The sequence below is a fragment of the Candidatus Krumholzibacteriota bacterium genome (genome assembly GCA_016931295.1).
Classification (GTDB): domain Bacteria; phylum Krumholzibacteriota; class Krumholzibacteriia; order Krumholzibacteriales; family Krumholzibacteriaceae; genus JAFGEZ01.
The window spans coordinates 96,511-113,164 of record JAFGEZ010000034.1 but is presented as its reverse complement, the minus strand read 5'-3'; the positions used below and the strand labels follow the sequence as shown (position 1 = coordinate 113,164).

At 66.2% G+C, this 16,654-nt stretch carries 13 protein-coding genes; 2 read left to right on the top strand and 11 right to left on the bottom strand.

The annotated features are described in order from the left end of the window. Positions 1-64: 64 nt before the first annotated feature. The gene (locus JW876_08965) at positions 65-976 is read right to left on the bottom strand and encodes a tyrosine recombinase XerD (GenBank protein MBN1885638.1); all 912 of its coding nucleotides are present in this window, start codon (positions 974-976) and stop codon (positions 65-67) included. Further along, on the bottom strand, positions 960-2,765 hold the full coding sequence (uvrC, locus tag JW876_08960; protein ID MBN1885637.1) for an excinuclease ABC subunit UvrC: 1,806 nt from the start codon (positions 2,763-2,765) through the stop codon (positions 960-962). The genes JW876_08965 and uvrC overlap by 17 nt, the downstream gene beginning before the upstream one ends. A 52-nt stretch (positions 2,766-2,817) precedes the next feature. Here uvrC and rpsT point away from each other — a divergent pair, with 52 nt between their 5' ends. Continuing rightward, positions 2,818-3,063 carry a 30S ribosomal protein S20 gene (gene rpsT / locus JW876_08955; GenBank protein ID MBN1885636.1) on the top strand — a complete coding sequence of 82 codons (246 nt, stop codon included), beginning with the start codon at positions 2,818-2,820 and terminating at the stop codon, positions 3,061-3,063. Between the two features lie 6 nt (positions 3,064-3,069). Here the strand turns inward: rpsT and JW876_08950 are convergent, their stop codons facing one another. Beyond that, a complete protein-coding gene (locus tag JW876_08950) occupies positions 3,070-4,767 on the bottom strand; it encodes a proline--tRNA ligase (GenBank protein MBN1885635.1) in 1,698 nt (565 codons plus the stop codon). Between the two features lie 136 nt (positions 4,768-4,903). Between JW876_08950 and JW876_08945 the strand changes: the two genes are divergently transcribed. After that, the gene (locus tag JW876_08945) at positions 4,904-6,766 is read left to right on the top strand and encodes a bifunctional homocysteine S-methyltransferase/methylenetetrahydrofolate reductase (protein ID MBN1885634.1); all 1,863 of its coding nucleotides are present in this window, start codon (positions 4,904-4,906) and stop codon (positions 6,764-6,766) included. Here the strand turns inward: JW876_08945 and JW876_08940 are convergent. From JW876_08940 to trmFO, 8 genes are all read right to left on the bottom strand, one after another. Next, positions 6,756-9,581 (bottom strand): PD40 domain-containing protein, encoded by a 2,826-nt coding sequence (locus JW876_08940; GenBank protein ID MBN1885633.1) that lies wholly within the window; start codon positions 9,579-9,581, stop codon positions 6,756-6,758. The two genes, JW876_08945 and JW876_08940, sit on opposite strands and share 11 nt — an antisense overlap. Positions 9,582-9,645: 64 nt before the next feature. Continuing rightward, complete coding sequence (locus tag JW876_08935) at positions 9,646-10,473, bottom strand: diaminopimelate epimerase (protein MBN1885632.1); 828 nt, start codon at positions 10,471-10,473, stop codon at positions 9,646-9,648. Continuing rightward, positions 10,470-11,531 carry an Ig-like domain-containing protein gene (locus JW876_08930; protein ID MBN1885631.1) on the bottom strand — a complete coding sequence of 354 codons (1,062 nt, stop codon included), beginning with the start codon at positions 11,529-11,531 and terminating at the stop codon, positions 10,470-10,472. The genes JW876_08935 and JW876_08930 overlap by 4 nt, the downstream gene beginning before the upstream one ends. A 14-nt stretch (positions 11,532-11,545) precedes the next feature. Then, positions 11,546-12,466 carry an ornithine carbamoyltransferase gene (argF, locus tag JW876_08925; protein ID MBN1885630.1) on the bottom strand — a complete coding sequence of 307 codons (921 nt, stop codon included), beginning with the start codon at positions 12,464-12,466 and terminating at the stop codon, positions 11,546-11,548. Positions 12,467-12,495: 29 nt separating this feature from the next. Beyond that, positions 12,496-13,839, bottom strand: a complete 1,344-nt coding sequence (gene hslU / locus JW876_08920; protein MBN1885629.1) for an ATP-dependent protease ATPase subunit HslU — start codon at positions 13,837-13,839, stop codon at positions 12,496-12,498. A gap of 5 nt (positions 13,840-13,844) precedes the next feature. Further along, positions 13,845-14,378, bottom strand: coding sequence for an ATP-dependent protease subunit HslV (hslV, locus tag JW876_08915; protein MBN1885628.1), 534 nt, complete (start codon positions 14,376-14,378; stop codon positions 13,845-13,847). 19 nt (positions 14,379-14,397) lie between these two features. Continuing rightward, positions 14,398-15,315, bottom strand: coding sequence for a tyrosine-type recombinase/integrase (locus JW876_08910; protein ID MBN1885627.1), 918 nt, complete (start codon positions 15,313-15,315; stop codon positions 14,398-14,400). 48 nt (positions 15,316-15,363) lie between these two features. Continuing rightward, positions 15,364-16,653 carry a methylenetetrahydrofolate--tRNA-(uracil(54)-C(5))-methyltransferase (FADH(2)-oxidizing) TrmFO gene (trmFO, locus tag JW876_08905; protein MBN1885626.1) on the bottom strand — a complete coding sequence of 430 codons (1,290 nt, stop codon included), beginning with the start codon at positions 16,651-16,653 and terminating at the stop codon, positions 15,364-15,366. Position 16,654 lies beyond the last annotated feature (1 nt).

The window sequence follows — 16,654 nt, the reverse complement described above, 5'->3', positions numbered from 1 at the left end:
CGGACGCATTATGCTACGAAAAACGGGGTTTCATGTCAACTCTTTCGGTCCCCGGGACGCCGTCCTATCCCCGCGGATGGAAGGTGCGGTGGACCTCGAGCAGGTAGTCCATGTCGAGTCGCGTGTATATCTGCGTCGTCGCGATGCTCGCATGGCCGAGCAGTTCCTGGACGGCCCGGAGATCCGCCCCGCCTTCGATGAGATGCGTGGCGAATGAATGCCGAAGGGTGTGCGGCGTCGTCTCGGCCGGCAACCCCGCCTCGACGGCGTATTTCTTCAGCATCTTCCAGAAGGAGACGCGGGAGAGGCGGCCGCCTCGGTAGTTGAGGAAGACGTACGGCGTCGGCGTGCGCAGCAACGACGGCCGGGATTCGGCGAGGTATCGCCCGAGGGCCTCGAACGCCCGGCGGCCGACCGGCACGATCCGCTCCCGTCCCCCCTTGCCCCGGATGCGTACGAGACGCTGCTCGGTGTCGATGCGTTCGAGGGTGAGGCCGCAGAGCTCTGACACCCGCATCCCCGTCGAGTAATCGGTCTCGAGGAGCGCGCGGTCACGCAGGCCGAGAACGTCCTCTCCCGGCCGATCGAGCAGCTGCGCCGTCTCTTCCTGCGTGAGAACGAATGGGATGCGCCGCCGGCCCCTCGGCGACGCGATTTCCGCCGTCTCGAGACGGTCGATGACGCCCTCGACGTAGAGGAACCGGTGAAATCCCCGGATCGCCGAGATGATCCTCGATTTCGTCGCGCCGCTGAGCGCCGCGTCGAGCCCGGCGATGTACCGGAGGGTCGAATCGAGATCGATACCGGACGGGCCGTCGAGGCCGCGTGACCTCATGTAGGCCGCGTACCGGGCGAGATCGCCGCCGTAGGCCTCGACGGTCAGGCAACTCAGTCCCCGCTCCGCGGCGAGATGATCGAGGTAGAGATCGACGAGGCGGGCGATCGGCGCGCCGCCTCCCTCAGGAGAGGTGCTCATGGACCCTCCTCGCCGTTCGCGGTCCGATGCCGGGCACCGCTGCGATCTCCTCGACCGTCGCCTCGCGGAGCCGCTCGACGCTCCCGAAGGCGATGAGAAGCTGGATCCTTCGCGTTTCGCCGATACCGGGGATCCCGTCGATCTCGCTCGTCACCAGGCGCTTGCCGCGGAGACGACGGTGGTATTCCACCGCGAACCGGTGGGCTTCGTCGCGCGCCCGCTGAAGCAGGCGCAGCACGGGCGAGCGCCGCGACAGCCTGATCGGCTTCTTTTCCCCCTCCAGGAAGATCTCCTCGCGCTTCTTCGCGAGCGAGACGACGGGGATGTTCGTCACCTCCGCCCGGTCCATCCCCCGTCTCGCCGCGGCGAGCTGTCCCGTTCCTCCGTCGACGAGCAGCAGGTCGGGCGTGCGGTCCCTCGTCTCCTTCAGCCGGTGGAGACGCCGGTAGACGACCTCCTCCATCATCGCGAGATCGTCGCTCGCCTCGACCGTCCTGATCCGGAAGCGGCGGTATCCCGAACGGCTCGCGCGCCCCTTCACGAAGGTCACCATCGAACCGACCGCGTCGCTGCCCTGGATCGTCGAGATGTCGAAGGCCTCGATGCGCTCGGGTTCACGGGGCAGGCCGAGCGCGGTGCGGACCTCGCGAAGGAGCGCGGCCGATTCCGTTCTCGCGGGCGGCAGCAGCTTCAGGGCCGCATTGCTCGCGGCGAGGCCGACGAGGCGGGCGGACCCGCCGCGCTTCGGCGTATGCACGACGACCCGTCTCTCCACCCGTTTGGAGAGGAACCGTTCGACGATCCCGCCGTCGGCCAGGTCGCCGTCGACGAGGATCCGCGGCGGAATGTCAGTCGACCGGCGGTAGTAGTGCGTCACGAACGCCTCGCGCACCTCGGCGTCCCCGGCCGCGGCATCAGCGGAGAACAGGAAGGCCTCCGATCCGAGCAACCGGCCCTCGCGCACCTTCATCACGACGCCGCAGGCCCTGTTCCCCTCCCTCCTGATCGCGATGACGTCCTCGTCGCCTCCCGACGGCAGGGAAACGTACTGGCGCTCGGTGATACGCTCGATGCCGCGTATCTGGTTGCGTACGACCGCGGCCTCCTCGTATCGCATGGCCGCGGCGAGGGTCTTCATCCTCTTCCCGAGGGTTTCGAGGAGCTCGGTGTTCCGTCCGCGGAGAAACAGCCGGACCGAACGCACGAGCCGTCCGTACTCCTTTTCGTCGACCCTGCCCGTGCAGGGCCCGAGGCACCGTTCTATCCGGAAATTGAGGCATTCGCGCTTTCTCGCCGTCGAGAAGGTCGCCGTGTGGCATTTCCGGAGCGGGAAGAGGCGTCCGATCAGATCCATCGTGCGCCGGACGGCCCTGACGTCCGTGTAGGGGCCGAAATATTCGGCGCCGTCGGAAGCGATCTCGCGCGTGAGTTCGAGACGGGGAAAGGGATCCTTCACCGACAGCCTGAGATAGGGATACCGCTTGTCGTCCTTCAGCCTGATGTTGTATCGAGGGCGATGTTCCTGGATGAGATTGTACTCGAGGACGAGCGCCTCGACCTCGTTGCCGGTGGCGATGAAATCGATCGTCTCGACCGTCCGCATCAGCGCGCGCGTCTTGGGGTCTAGCCCCGCCTCGTCCTGGAGGTAGCTCTGCACCCTGTTCGAGAGCTTCCCGGCCTTGCCGACGTACACGACCCGCCCGGCGGCGTTCTTCATCAGGTAGACGCCCGGGGAGGCCGGAAGGCGCTTCGCCGTTTTCCTGAGATTATCGATGCGCGCGCTTGACAACTCCCTCCCCCTGTTGTATGTTAGGGCTTCCAATCGGAGGTGAGAGGAAACGATGCCGAACCACAAGTCAGCATGGAAACGGATGCGCCAGAACGAGATCCGGCGCCTGAGAAACAGGAACCACCGCTCCCAGCTCCGCAAGGCGATCAAGGACTTCAGGTCCCTCGAGAGCGCCGACGCGAAGAAGGAGCAGTACCCGCGAGTCTCCTCCGTCATCGACAAGTCGGTGAAGAAGGGGATCATCCATCACCGTACCGCCGCGCGGATCAAGTCGAGGCTCTCCCGGAACGTCGCCTGACGCAGATCACCCGATTTGTCTGATCGCCGTTCTCGCGGCCTCTTCCACGGGCAGGTCCTCGACCTGTCTCGTGTCCCTGTGGAAGAGTTCGACGACGCCGTCGCGCAGTTTCCTGCCGATCGTGATGCGCAGCGGTATGCCGACGAGCTCCGAATCCTTGAACTTCACGCCCGGGCTGAGATCCCGGTCGTCCACGAGCGCCTCGATCCCCGCCTCCGCGAGCTCGCTCTCGATTCTCGACGCCGCCTCCATCACCGCCTCGTCACGCGCGTTCACCGGCAGGATCATGACCTGGAAGGGCGCGACGGCCTCCGGCCAGACGATCCCGTCGTCGTCGTGGTGCTGTTCGATGATCGCCGCGACCATCCGCGAGATGCCGAATCCGTAGCATCCCATGATGAACGGGCGTGCCTTTCCCTGTTCGTCGAGGAACGTCGCGTTCATCGCGGCCGAGTATTTCGTGCCGAGCTTGAAGATGTGCCCGACCTCGACACCGTTGCTTTCCGTCATCGGCCTGCCGCACCGCGGGCAGGCGTCCCCCTCGCGCGCCCCGGCGAGATCCTCGTATCGATCGACGCTGAAATCCCTCCCCGCGACGACGCCGACGAGATGCCGATCGTCCCGGTTCGCGCCGACGATCATCGACGGATATCCCGCGACGAGCCGGTCCGCGACGATCTCGGTTCCCCCGGGCAGCCCGACGGGGCCGGAGAATCCCACGCGCGCGCCGGTCAGTTCGGCTATCTCTCCCGGTTCGAGAAAGCGGATCTCCGGGTCGTCGAAAACCCGGCCCAGCTTCAGGTCGTTCACGTCCCTGTCCCCCGGAACGAGGACGGCGACGTTCTTCTCGTTCGTCCGGTAGAGGAGCGTCTTGACGAGCGATGACGGTTCGACCCCGAGGAAACCGGAGACCTCGTCGATCGTCGCGGCGCCGGGCGTCTCTACCTCGCGGAAGGGATCGAGGCCGGCGTCGGCCGCATCCGCGGGCGCCGGCGGCGCGGCGCGCTCGATGTTCACGCCGTAACCGCATTCGCAGCTCAGGATGACGTCCTCCCCCGTCTCGGCGAGGACCATGAACTCGTGCGATTCGTTCCCGCCGATGTACCCGGAATCGGCCTCGACCATCGCGTACCGGAGACCGCACCGCTCGATGATCCGCCGGTAGGCGCCTTCCATCGCGCGGTAGGTCTCGTCGAGGGACTCGTCGTCGGCGTTGAAGCTGTAGGCGTCCTTCATCACGAATTCGCGGGCCCGCATCACGCCGAAGCGGGGACGGATCTCGTCGCGGAACTTCACCAGGATCTGGTAGATGGTCTGCGGAAGATCGCGATAGCTCTTCATCTCGTCGCGCGCGATCAGCGTGACGACCTCCTCGTGGGTCGGACCGAGCGCGAAGACGCGCTTCTTGCGGTCGCTGACCTTGAAGAGCTCGGGGCCGAAAGTGGCGAGGCGGCCGCTCTCCTCGTAGATCTCCGTCGGGTGGAGGATCGGCATCGCGACCTCCTGGCACCCGATCGCGTCCATCTCCTCGCGCACGATGCGTTCGACGTTCCTGAGAACGCGGAGCCCGATCGGCAGGAAGGTGTAGACCCCCGACGTCAGCTTCTTGATGAGGCCGGCCCTCACCATGAGTATGTGACTCGCGATCTCCGCTTCGTGGGGCGTCTCCTTGAGCGTCGGTATGCAGCTCTTCGACCAGCGCATCGCACTCCTTTTCGTTTCTTTCCGTTACGGCGCGGCAAAGTGGGTTGTCTCCCGGGAATTCAAGATAGTATACTCTCCGAGTCCCGGTCAATTTCAAAAGCGGGCCCCGTCGGCCCGCCACACGCGGGGGGCGACAATGCCGGCCGGTTTTCTCGAACTGCTCGAAGAAGGGATCGTCCTGTTCGACGGCGCGATGGGAACGATGCTGTACGAGCGCGGCGTCTTCATCAACCGTTCCTTCGACGAAATCAATCTGTCCAATCCCCGCCTCGTCGAGAGAATCCACCGGGAGTACGTCGAGGCGGGAGCCGAGGTCGTCGAAACGAACACCTTCGGGGCGAACCGATGCAAGCTCTCCCTCCACGGTCTCGACGACCGCCTCGCCGAGATCAACCGGCGGGGCGTGGAGATCGCGCGAGAAGCGACCGGCGGGGAGGCGCTCGTGGCGGGATCGATCGGCCCCCTCGGCATCAGGATCGAGCCCTGGGGACCGACGTCGAACGACGAGGCCGCCGCCACCTTCGCCGAGCAGGCCGAGGCGATCATGTCCGTCGGCGTCGACCTTTTCGTCCTCGAGACCTTCGCGGACCTGAACGAGATCCACCAGGCGATCCGCGGCGTCAGGCGCGTCGCCGACGTCCCCGTCGTCGCGCTGATGACCCTGCAGCGGGACGGCCTCGGCCTGTACGGCACGGAACCGGACGAGTTCGCCGTCAGGCTCGTGGAATGGGGCGCGGACGTCGTCGGGGTCAACTGCTCGGTCGGACCGAAGATCATGCTCGACGCTGTCGAGAAGATGTCCCGCGCCGTCGACACGTGGATCGCGGCGCAGCCCAACGCGGGTATTCCGCAGAACGTCGAGGGGCGGAACATCTACATGACCTCCCCCGAGTACCTCGGCGAATACGCGCGCCGGTTCGCCCGGGTCGGCGTGCGTGTCATCGGGGGCTGTTGCGGGACGACCCCCGCGCATATCCGGGCGATCCGGGAGGCGCTGAAGACGGTCAGGCCGTCGAAGACCTCCTATCACGTCGACCGGCCGTCCCTGACCGACGAGGCCGACCTGTCCCCCGTCCCCATCCAGGAGAAATCCGCGCTGGCGGCCCGCGTCGCCGCGGGCGAATTCGTTCGTCTCGTCGAGCTGGTCCCCCCGGTCGGCAGCGACCCCTCCGGCGTCATCGCCGCCGCCGCCGAGTTGCGCTCGGCGGGGATCGATGCGATCAACATCCCCGACAGCCCGCGGGCCACGAGCCGCATGAGCCCGCTCGCTCTCGCCGTCCTCGTCGAGCGCGAGGCCGGGATCGAGACGGTTCTCCACTACTGCTGCCGCGACCGGAACATCCTCGGGATGCAGAGCGACCTTCTCGGCGCCCACGCACTCGGCCTCCGGAACATCCTCCTCATCACGGGGGATCCCATCCGCACGGAGGACTACCCCGACGCGACATCGGTCTTCGACATCGACTCGATCGGCCTGACGAACGTCGTGCACGGGCTGAACCAGGGCCGCGACATCGGCGGGCGTCGGCTCCGCTCGCCAACCGCCTTCCACATCGGCGTCGGCGCCAATCCCGGCGCGGTGAACGCCGAGGAGGAGATGCATCGGTTCTCCTGGAAGGTGAAGGCCGGGGCGGAGTTCGTCGTTACGCAGCCGATCTTCGACGTCATGCAGCTCCGGCGGTTCATCGACGCGATGGCGCCGCGCGCCCTGCCGGTGATCGCCGGCGTCTGGCCCCTCGTGAGCTACCGGAACGCCGAATTCATGAACAACGAGCTGCCTGGAGTGAGCGTGCCCGGCGAGATACTCGCCCGCATGCGCGAGGCGGGCAGCGGCGACGCGGCCGTCGCCGAGGGCGTGAGCATCGCGTCCGGGATACTGCGTGAGATCCGTCCGCTCGTCGCCGGCGTCCAGGTCAGCGCTCCCTTCAACCGGCACTCGATCGCCCTCGAGGTGATCGCGCGCGGGCTCGGGGAGGATTTGGCGTCGCCTAGAAGTTGAATCCGAGGAAGAACCCGATCCGGTACTTCTTCTCGATCTCCCTGAAATCGGTTCGCCGGCTGAAATTCAGGCGGATGACGGGCAGGTAGCCAAGGTTCATCTCCACTCCGGCGCCGACGCTTCCGATCCAGCCGGTGTCCTCGATCCAGTCCCACGCCCGTCCCGTGTCGAAGAAGAGGGCGCCCCTGAAGAGCGGGAAATCGATGTGCCCGAAGGGCAGGCGCACGAGCAGGCGATCGAGGAGCGGGAAACGGATCTCGTTGTTGAAGAGCATCGTCTTCTTTCCGGCGAAATCGCGGAACTCGTATCCCCTCAGATCCCACGAGCCCCCGAGGTAGAAGAGCTGGAGGTCGCTCCCCCATGCGCTCCTGCTCACGAAACGCTGTGCGAAGACGATGCGCCTCCCGATGTTCTGGTAGTTGCGCAGGTCGACGTTCAGGGTCGTGCTCTCGTACCCCCGCCCCTCGAGATCGATCGTGTTTCCCAGCGCGACGTTCATCCGGTGCCCCTTGAGGGGACCGCCGACGTACCAGACGATGTTGTCGGTCGTGAGCGAGAGGAAACTCGATACGAGCCATGATTTCCCGTTCTCCAGGCCGAGGAAGGTGATGTCGTCGTCCCGCTCCATCCCCTTGAACACGCCGGAGAGCTCGATCCTCGTGAACTTCGAGACGGGATAGGAGACGGCCGCGACCACCCCGTATCTCCGCTCGAAGCGGAGCAGGTCGTAGAACGTTCCCATGTAGCTCGCCAGGTGGAAGGCGCCGACGGCCCAGTTGAGCCGGTCGGACTGGTTGTAGTAGGTCGCGGCGACGTTCAGGCGGGTCCAGAAGTCGTCGAAATCGTCCGAGGCGCTGCCGAAGAGGAACATCAACTGGTGGTCGCCGAGGATGTCCGTCATGTAGATCTGGGCGCCGTTCCCCATGTAGCCGTAATCGGGATCGACGGCGAAGGCGGCGCCGATGAAATCGACCCCGAACTGCGCGCGGTAATCGCGCCGTCCCCGCTCGATGGACGAGTCCGCCAAAACCGGCGTCCAGCCGATCCCGCAGATGCCCGGCTCGTTCCGCTTCGATTCCCTCGCGGTCTCGGCGAAGGCCATTTGATAGATCCGGTAGCTCCCCCCGGAGAATCCGGAGGCGAGGAAATGGGCGCCGTCCGGGCAGGGCACGGGATTGAAGAGCCCCCCGATCGTTCCCGTCTGCCGTGAGAGGACGCCGTCCTCGAGCAGCCAGATGTCGGCGACCCCCGTGCGGTCGGAGGAAAAGAGCATGCCGCGGCCGTCGTCGAGCCATCGCGGATCGGTGTCGCGATACGAGCCGTCCGTGATCTGCTCGATCCTGCCCGTCTCGACCTCGATCGTGAAGAGCGCCGACGAGCCGCGCATTCCGCCGTCGCACCGGTCGGAACAGAAGACGAGCGAGCGGCCGTCGGGATGCCAGTCTGGATGGAGATCGTCGTACACGTCGTCGGTGAGGCGCCTGGTTCTGCCCGAGGGGCGGTCATAAACGTAGAGATCGGTGCGTCCGTGGTCGTCGATCGCCGAGAAGGCCACCGATCTCCCGTCGCGCGACAGCGATGGCGAATTCAGCATCCGCGCGTCGGGAACCTCGATACGTTCGATCGTCTTCCGCTCGAAGGGGTCGTAGAGATAGATCGCGTCCCGTTCGCCCGTCTTCGCGACGAAGAGCAGGGTGTCTCCGCGCCCGGAGACGTGGCTGCGAAGGATCGGTATCGATTCGAAGGCCGTCGAGCCGCCGCCCCGGATGATCGTCCTCGACTTTCCCTCTCCCCGCCGTCTTCCCCGTTCGCGGAGCCGGAGCTCCTTCAGATCGATCGTGCCGAGCCCGAAACCGAGGCAGAAATACCGCTCGTGCCCCTCGTCGTCGAGGAGGACCGCCGGATGGCTGTCGAAGGAGCGTTCGGGTTCGGAGAGCATCGTGCCGGCTTCGTCCGCGCGGCGCCGCGTGAGCACGGCGGGAAAGTACCGCCGCCTGAGATACTCCTCCCAGTCCTCGCTGAGCTCCGCCTGGCCGATGCCGATGGTCTTGCGGAGAAGGATGTCGAAGCGGTCGCTCTTCCACCAGTTCTCCAGGAGGACGACGATGGATTCACGCCCGAATCGCGTCGCCAGGTAGTGCAGCGCGCTTTCGCCCTCCTTGTACATCAGGAACGATCCATCGATGCGCCACATCTCCGGGAGCGAAACGAGACGGTTTCCCGTGACCGCGTCGCGCAGGAACATGTGCGCCTCGTTGTCCTGTTCGCGTTTCCCGAGAAACTCGGCGAGCCCCTCGGTGAACCAGAGGGGCGGATGCTGGTAGGTGTACCGCCGGTGCGACTGCATCACCACGCGCAGTTTCTCGAGCATGAAGGCGTGGACGAGTTCGTGCCGGCACACCCGCTCGAGATCGTAGTAGGACCCCGTGAACGGAAGCGCGACGCGTCCCTTGATGAACTCGGTGAAGCCCAGCGTCGCCTCGCTGAGGATGTAGGGGATGACGTTCGTTTCCTTGAAGTCGTGATGGGTGCCGTAGAGGATGACGGGAATGCGCGATTCGAAATCGACACGGAAGTACGCGGAGTACTCGTCGTAGACCCCCTCGACGAAACCGGCGACGAACCCGGCGAGCACCTCCTCGTCTGGATAGTAGAAGATGTCGACATGCTCGGTCTCCATGACCTTCCAGTCCTTCGCCGTGTACTGGATCTTGTTCTTCCCGAAGGGGTACTGTGCGTGCGCTTCCGCGGCGGGCAGCGCCACGGCGGCGGCGATCAGGCATGCAAGGAGGGGGGTGCGCATGGCGCGATTCATCACCTCTCTTCCCGTAATGTGCAGCGGGGAACGCGTCGAGGCAAGGCGTATCTGCGCCGGTCGGCTATCGGAGAAGCTCCGCGCCGATCTCTCCGCGGAAGGAAACGACGGCCGGTCCGGTCAGGAATACGTCTTCCGCCCCCTCCCCCGTCGGAACGAAATCGACCGTGAGGATGTCCCCCCCCGCCGTTGCGCACGCGACCGGGGGCTCGACGAGATCGAGAGCGGCTGCGACGACGGCAGAGGCGACCGCGCCGGTTCCGCAGGCCAGGGTTTCCGCCTCGACGCCCCGTTCGTACGTCCTGAACCGGATCGTGTGGCGATCCTGCGCGAAGACGAGGTCGACGTTCGCGCCAGCCTCGCCGAAGATCGGATCGCCGCGGAGTATCCCCGCGAGCGCGGGAAAGTCCGGATCCGCGAGCTCTCTCGCGTCCCGGGCGAAGACGATCGCGTGGGGCACCCCCGAGTCCGCGGCGTGCGCTTCCTCCCATCCGTTCCCCGGCCGCAGGCCGATGCGGAGGCCGCGCACCGGCCCCAGCCCGATCCGCACCTTCCCTCCCGCGAGGATCTCGGCCTTGACGATTCCCGCGTTCGTCTCGAAGGCCATGCTCTCGCCGGCGATTTCCTCGTCGAACGCGAACCGGGCGGCGCATCGCGCGCCGTTACCGCACATGCCGGCCTCGCCGCCGTCGCGGTTGAAGTACCGCATCCGGAAATCGGCTTTCGACGAGCGTCCCACGAGGATCAGGCCGTCCGCCCCGATCCCCGTGTGCGCGGCGCAGAGCGCCGCGACGACGCCCGGTGTCGCCGGGAAGGCACCGTCGAGGTCGCCGATGACGACGAAATCGTTCCCCGCGCCGTGCATCTTGACGAACGCGCGTTCCCCGCTCATCGAGCGCCTCCCGGACCGAGCGTGACCGGATCGAGCGATACGGTCTCCCCCGGCATGACGAAGAGGGTCTCCGGCGCGGTGAAGCACGGTTCAGGCAGGAGGATCGAGGAGTCGGCCGGCGAGGGGTAGTCGCCGCACAGGGAATCGGGCCTCATGTCGACCAGCACGGTGAAGAGGTAGCCACCGGGCGGGATGCGCGGCAGCACGAAGGCGCCGGTCGTGTCGACGAGGGCGACGATGGGGCCTGTCTCCGGGGTGACCGCCCGCAAAACGACGATCGGCAGTCGTCCGAGCCCGGTTTCGTCGATGATTCGCCCCTCGACACCGCCCGGTTCGTTCGGGTCGATGATGTCGAAGACGAAGTGCGGAACGATCGGGAACTTCGCCGTGAGAAGCAGCGTGTCGGCGGGGAACTGCGCGAATTCCTTCTCGCCGGACGGCTTCCCGTCGCCGTCGGCGTCGAGGAAGGCCTGAACGAGATATCTCGACGAATCGGCGGGCAGGCCGTCGAACCGGTAGCGCCCCTGCCAATCGGCGAACGCGACGAGATCCTCCCGATCGCGGACGACGTCGATCGTTGTATCCGGCCGGACGACGAAGAGCCGGGCGACCCCGGTCGAATCGGGGATCCCCTTGAAACGTATCCGTCCCTCGATCCGCCCGCGCGCCATCGAATCGACCGTCGCGAACCGGAGCAGTATCGGCTGCTTCGAACGGACGCCGTGGTAGTCGAGATATCCTCCCGAGACGGCGAGAACAATCGTCGTTTCCGGAAGCGCCTCCCGGAAGCGGATCTCGAGCTGGTCGTCGTCCGCCCGGACCGATTCGAACTCGAGCGGCGGATAGGAGCGTATGCGGCTCTTGAAGCTCTCGCCGTCGATCCGCTCGCTGAAGAAGAGGCGCACCCCGGTCTCGCGGCCGACGCCCGTGGAATCGCGCGCCGGCACCGAGGAGACGAGTTGCGGCGGCGTCCGGTCCTCCGGACCGCCGGTGGGCGGCTTCTGCACGGCGCACGCGGACGCCGCGAGCAGGATGAACGGAAAAATCGTCTTTCTCACGGCCTCCCCGATCGTCACTTCATGAGCAATCCGATGATCGCCCGCTGGATGTGCAGCCGGTTCTCCGCCTCGTCGTATACCACCGAGTTGGGCGAATCGATGACCTCATCGGTCACTTCGTCTCCTCGATGAGCCGGCAGGCAGTGCATGAAGATGCAATCGGTGTTCGCCCGTCCCATCAAGGCCGCGTCGACGCGGTACAACTCGAACTTCCTCCGCCGTTCGGCCGCCTCTTCCTCCTGCCCCATGCTCGTCCAGACGTCCGTGTAGACGACGTCCGCGTCCTCGACGGCCTCGGCGGGATCCTCGATCCACTCGTAATCCGGGTCGCCGTCCTTTCGGGCCGCCTCGACCGATTCGCCGTCGAGCTGGTACCCGTCCGGCGACGTGAGCACGAGCTTGAACGGGAATCTCGCGGCGGCGTTGAGCCAGCTCCGGGCGACGTTGTTGCCGTCGCCGACGAAGACGACCTTCTTCCCGTCGATCATCCCGTACCGTTCGATGACCGTGAGGACGTCGCCCATCACCTGGCAGGGGTGCAGCAGGTCGGTGAGGCCGTTGATCACGGGAACGGTCGAATTCAACGCGAGGGTGTCCACCAATCCCTGGTCGAAGGTGCGGATCATGATGCCGTCGACGAAGCGCGAAAGCACGGCCCCCACGTCCTTCGGCGCCTCGCGGCTGCCGATCCCGATCTCCCGCTCCGTGACGTAGAGACTCGTGCCGCCGAGCTGGCGTATGGCGACCTCGAAACTGATACGTGTCCGGAGGCTCGGCTTGTGGAAGATGCAGGCGAGGACCCTGCCTGGATGGGTCGGCTCGAGTTCGAACCGCCTGGCGAGCGGCTTCTGCCTGCGCGCCAGCGCGAGTATCTCGTCGAGCTCGGTCCTCGGGAAGTCGCGGATGCAGAGGAAGTCCTTCTTGCCCAGTGCCATTCCTTCTCCTTTCGACGGCGGGCGGCGCGCTAGAGCACGAACCGCGCGAGGTCGTCGTCCTTCACGATGCGTTCCAGTTTCTCGCGGACCGTCGTCTCGTCGATCGAGAGGCGTCCCGCGTGCGATTCGGGCAACTCGAAGAGGATGTCCTCGAGCAGCGTGGTCATGATCGTATGGAGGCGTCTCGCCCCGATGTTCTCCATCTTCCTGTTCACGAGGAAGGCCGTTTGCGCGATCTCGCGCACGGCACCGGCGGTGAACTCGATTTCGCACCCGTCGGCTGCGACGAGCGCGGCATACTGCTTGATCAGCGCGTTCTCGGGCTCGAGGAGGATCCGCTCGAAATCCTCCGCCGTCAGGGCCTTGAATTCGACGCGTATCGGAAACCGGCCCTGCAACTCGGGGACGAGGTCCGAGGGCTTGCTCGTGTGGAACGCGCCCGCGGCTATGAAGAGGATGTGGTCGGTCTTCACGACGCCGTGCTTTGTGTTCACGTTGCACCCTTCCACGACGGGCAGGATGTCCCTCTGCACGCCCTCGCGCGAGACATCCGGTCCGTGTCCGGAGCCGGCGCCGGCGATCTTGTCGATCTCGTCGATGAAGACGATCCCCGATTCCTCGACCGTTTTCACGGCCCGCGAGACGACCCGGTCCATGTCGACGAGCTTCTCCTTCTCCTCCTCGACGAGGAGCCGACGCGCCTCGTCGACGGTGACCTTCCGCCCCTTTTTCGTCGTCGGCATCATCTTCTCGAGACCCGGCGGCAACGACACGCCCATCTCCTCGAGCCCCGAGCTCGAGAAGATCTCGATGAACGGCTTGGGGCGGTCCGTCGTCTCGATCGTCACCTCGCGGGCATCGAGCGCGCCCGCCTCGAGCTTCTGCCGGAGCTTCTCCTTCGTGCGGCCTCGTCGCTCCTCGAGGGTATCCGCATCCTCCCCGTCCGTCGTGGCGCTCGCGCGGGGAAGGAGCATCTCGAGCAGGCGGTCGTCCGCGTTTCGCCTGGCGCGGGCCTCCACTTCAGCGTAGGCGCCCTCCTTCTCCATGTTTATCGCGATCTCGACGAGATCCCGTATCATCGACTCGACATCCCGGCCGACGTAGCCGACCTCCGTGTACTTCGTCGCCTCGACCTTGATGAAGGGCGCCTGCGCGAGCCGGGCCAGTCGGCGGGCCACCTCGGTCTTCCCGACACCGGTCGGACCGTGCATGATGATGTTCGCCGGCAGGATCTCGTCCCGGATCGGCCCTTCCACCCGCCTCCTCCGCCATCGGTTCCGCAGCGCGATGGCGACAGACCGCTTCGCGTCGTCCTGGCCGATGATGTACTTGTCGAGCTCATTCACTATCTGCGTGGGCGTCAATTCCCGCATCGCCATCATCCTCCGAATGACTCCAACGAGATCTCACCGTTGGTATATACACAGATCCCCGATGCTATCTCAAGGGATTTCCGGACGATCTCGGGCGCGGACAGGTCCGTCTCCGCGACGAACGCTCGGGCCGCCGCGAGCGCGTACGAACCGCCCGATCCGATGGCGACGATCCCGTCGTCCGGTTCGATCACGTCCCCCCTCCCGGAGATCGTGATCGAGTGTCCCGCGTCCATCACCGCCAGCAGGGCCTCGAGGTGCCTGAGCACCTTGTCGGTCCGCCATTCGCGGGCGAGCTCGACAGCCGCCTTGAGGCAGTTGCCGCCGAACTCGTCGAGTTTGCCCTCGAATTTCGTGTAGAGCGTCAATGCATCGGCCGTCGAACCGGCGAAACCGGCGATCACGCCGCGCTCGGGGATCGTCCGGATCTTCCGGGCGCCGTGCTTGACGATCGTGTCGCCGAGAGAGACCTGCCCGTCCCCCCCCATGGCGAACACGTCGCCGACCCGCACTCCGATGATCGTGGTTCCCCTGAACATTTCGCTTGTCCTTTCGTTTTCAGGCGCGCGGATGCGCCTTGTCGAAGACCTCGCGAAGCCGCTCGGTCGTCACGTGCGTGTAGATCTGCGTCGTCTCGAGGCTCGCGTGCCCGAGCAGCTCCTGTACGGCCCGCAAATCCGCCCCTGCGTCGAGGAGATGCGTGGCGAAGGTATGGCGGAGCACGTGCGGGCTCATGCGGGTGAGCGTTGCGACCTGTTCGAGGTACCTGCGCGCGATCCGCTGGATTGTCCGCCGGCTGATCGCCAGGCCGCCCCTCCCGGTGACGAGGGGCGTTCCGAGAGCGCCCTCGAAGTGGCTCCGGTAGTTTCGCCTCGACGAGAAGACAACCGCCGGTGCGCCGGTCCGATCCCTGAGGTATCGTTCGCAGGCCTCCGCGGCCTCTCCCCCGACGGGAAGGATCCGCTCCTTGTCGCGTTTGCCTATCACCCGGACAGTCCCGGATTCGACGTCCCAGTCGCCGAGACGGCAACCGACGAGCTCGGCGAGCCGCATTCCCGTTCCGTAGAGGAGCTCGAGGACGGCTCGATCGCGGATCCCGCGTGACGAGGCGTCGGGGAGTCCCATCATGCGCTCGATCGCCCGCGCGCCGGCGATGACGGGAAGGTCCCGTCTCCGCTTCGGGGGCGAGACGGCCACGGACGGATCCTTGCCGATGATCCCGTCCCGCGCGCACCACGAGAGGAAGGATTTCATGGACGCCGTCTTCCTGGCGATGGATCGCGAGGTGTATCCCTCTCGCGAGAGATACGCGATAAAGGAACGGACGGCGAGCGTGTCGAGGTCGTCGGGACGTGGCCGGCGGTCGAGCGAGACGGCGAGGAAATCGAGGAATTGGGCGATATCACCGCGATATGCCTTTATCGTGGCGTCAGATACGCGCTTCTCCATGCCGAGATGGAGCAGGAACCTCTTCACGTCTGCGGTCATCATCGCCCGAGAGTATGACAGGAAGCGCCCGACAATTCAAACACCCTCTGAAAGGAATCGTTTGAGCGCCTCGAGGCTCCGCTCGGATTTGCGGCGCCGGCGTTCCCGCCGGGGACCCCTGACGGGTTGCAGGAGCCCGAAATTGGCGTTCATCGGCTGGAAAAAGGAGCTCGGCGCGGCGAGATGCCGCTGGAGCGCGCCGGTGATCGTCTCGGGGGGCAGGATGAACGGACCCCGTCCTGCCAGGCGGCGCGAGGCGTTCATCGCGGCTACGAGCCCGTGCGCGATCGATTCCACGTAGCCCTCGACCCCCGCGAGCTGTCCGGCGAAGAAAAGATCGCGGCCCGGCGCGGCCTGCGTGTCGTCGAGAAGGCGCGGGGAATCGAGGTAGGTGTTCCGGTGCATCGCTCCCCAACGCAGGATCTCGGCCCCGGCGAGGCCGGGTATCAATTCGAGCAGTTCCCGTTGCGCCGGGCGCGTGAGCCTCGTCTGGAAGCCGACGAGCCCGAGCATCGAGCCGTCGAGGGTCTCCCTGCGAAGCTGGAGCACGGCGAACGGCTCTTGCCCCGTGCGCGGGTCGGCGAGCCCCCGCGGCTTCAGCGGCCCGAACCGCAGCGCGTCCTCCCCTCTCGATGCGATCGTCTCGACCGGGAGGCAGGCGTCGAAGCAGGCCCCTTCCTCGAAGCCGCGTGGCGTGGTCTTCGGCGCCTCCCGGAGATGCCGGACGAGACGCTCGTATTCCTCCTCCTCGAAGGGCAGGTTCAGGTAGTCGTCGCCGCCCCTGTCGTAGCGCGAGCCTGCCCAGGCGACCGACCGGTCGATCGAATCGGCGCTCACCGAGATCGATATCGCGTCGTAGAAGAACAGTCCCGATCGACCGACCGCCTCGCCGATCGCATCGGCCATGGCCGGCGAGGTCAACGGCCCCGTCGCGACGATGCTGCCCGGCGGCAGGTCGAGGTCGGTCTGCTCGAGCCGTTCGACGGTGACGAGCGGCTCGGTTTCCAGCATCTCCGTCACCGCGCGCGAGAAAACCTCCCGATCGACCGCGAGCGCATGCCCGGCGGGAACACGCGCCGACGCGGCCGCGTCGAGGAGGCGGCATCCGAGCAGGCGCAGTTCCGCCTTCAAAAGCCCGGAGGCCGTCGAGGGATCCTCGGATTTCAGGGAGTTGCTGCAGACCAGCTCGGCGAGATCGCCTGTCCGATGCGCGGGCGTCGTCGCGACCGGCCGCATCTCCAGGAGCCGGACGGTGATTCCCCTGGCTGCGAGTTGCAGGGCCGCCTCGGAACCGGCGAGTCCGCCGCCGACGACCGTCGTTTCCATC

What these genes read in the sequence shown, in the direction of transcription:
- JW876_08965 (MBN1885638.1), bottom strand. Translation starts at nt 976, where the DNA reads ATGAGCACCTCTCCTGAGGGAGGCGGCGCGCCGATCGCCCGCCTCGTC.
- rpsT (MBN1885636.1), top strand. Translation starts at nt 2,818, where the DNA reads ATGCCGAACCACAAGTCAGCATGGAAACGGATGCGCCAGAACGAGATC.
- JW876_08950 (MBN1885635.1), bottom strand. Translation starts at nt 4,767, where the DNA reads ATGCGCTGGTCGAAGAGCTGCATACCGACGCTCAAGGAGACGCCCCAC.
- JW876_08945 (MBN1885634.1), top strand. Translation starts at nt 4,904, where the DNA reads ATGCCGGCCGGTTTTCTCGAACTGCTCGAAGAAGGGATCGTCCTGTTC.
- JW876_08940 (MBN1885633.1), bottom strand. Translation starts at nt 9,581, where the DNA reads ATGAATCGCGCCATGCGCACCCCCCTCCTTGCATGCCTGATCGCCGCC.
- JW876_08935 (MBN1885632.1), bottom strand. Translation starts at nt 10,473, where the DNA reads ATGAGCGGGGAACGCGCGTTCGTCAAGATGCACGGCGCGGGGAACGAT.
- argF (MBN1885630.1), bottom strand. Translation starts at nt 12,466, where the DNA reads ATGGCACTGGGCAAGAAGGACTTCCTCTGCATCCGCGACTTCCCGAGG.
- hslU (MBN1885629.1), bottom strand. Translation starts at nt 13,839, where the DNA reads ATGCGGGAATTGACGCCCACGCAGATAGTGAATGAGCTCGACAAGTAC.
- hslV (MBN1885628.1), bottom strand. Translation starts at nt 14,378, where the DNA reads ATGTTCAGGGGAACCACGATCATCGGAGTGCGGGTCGGCGACGTGTTC.
- trmFO (MBN1885626.1), bottom strand. Translation starts at nt 16,653, where the DNA reads ATGGAAACGACGGTCGTCGGCGGCGGACTCGCCGGTTCCGAGGCGGCC.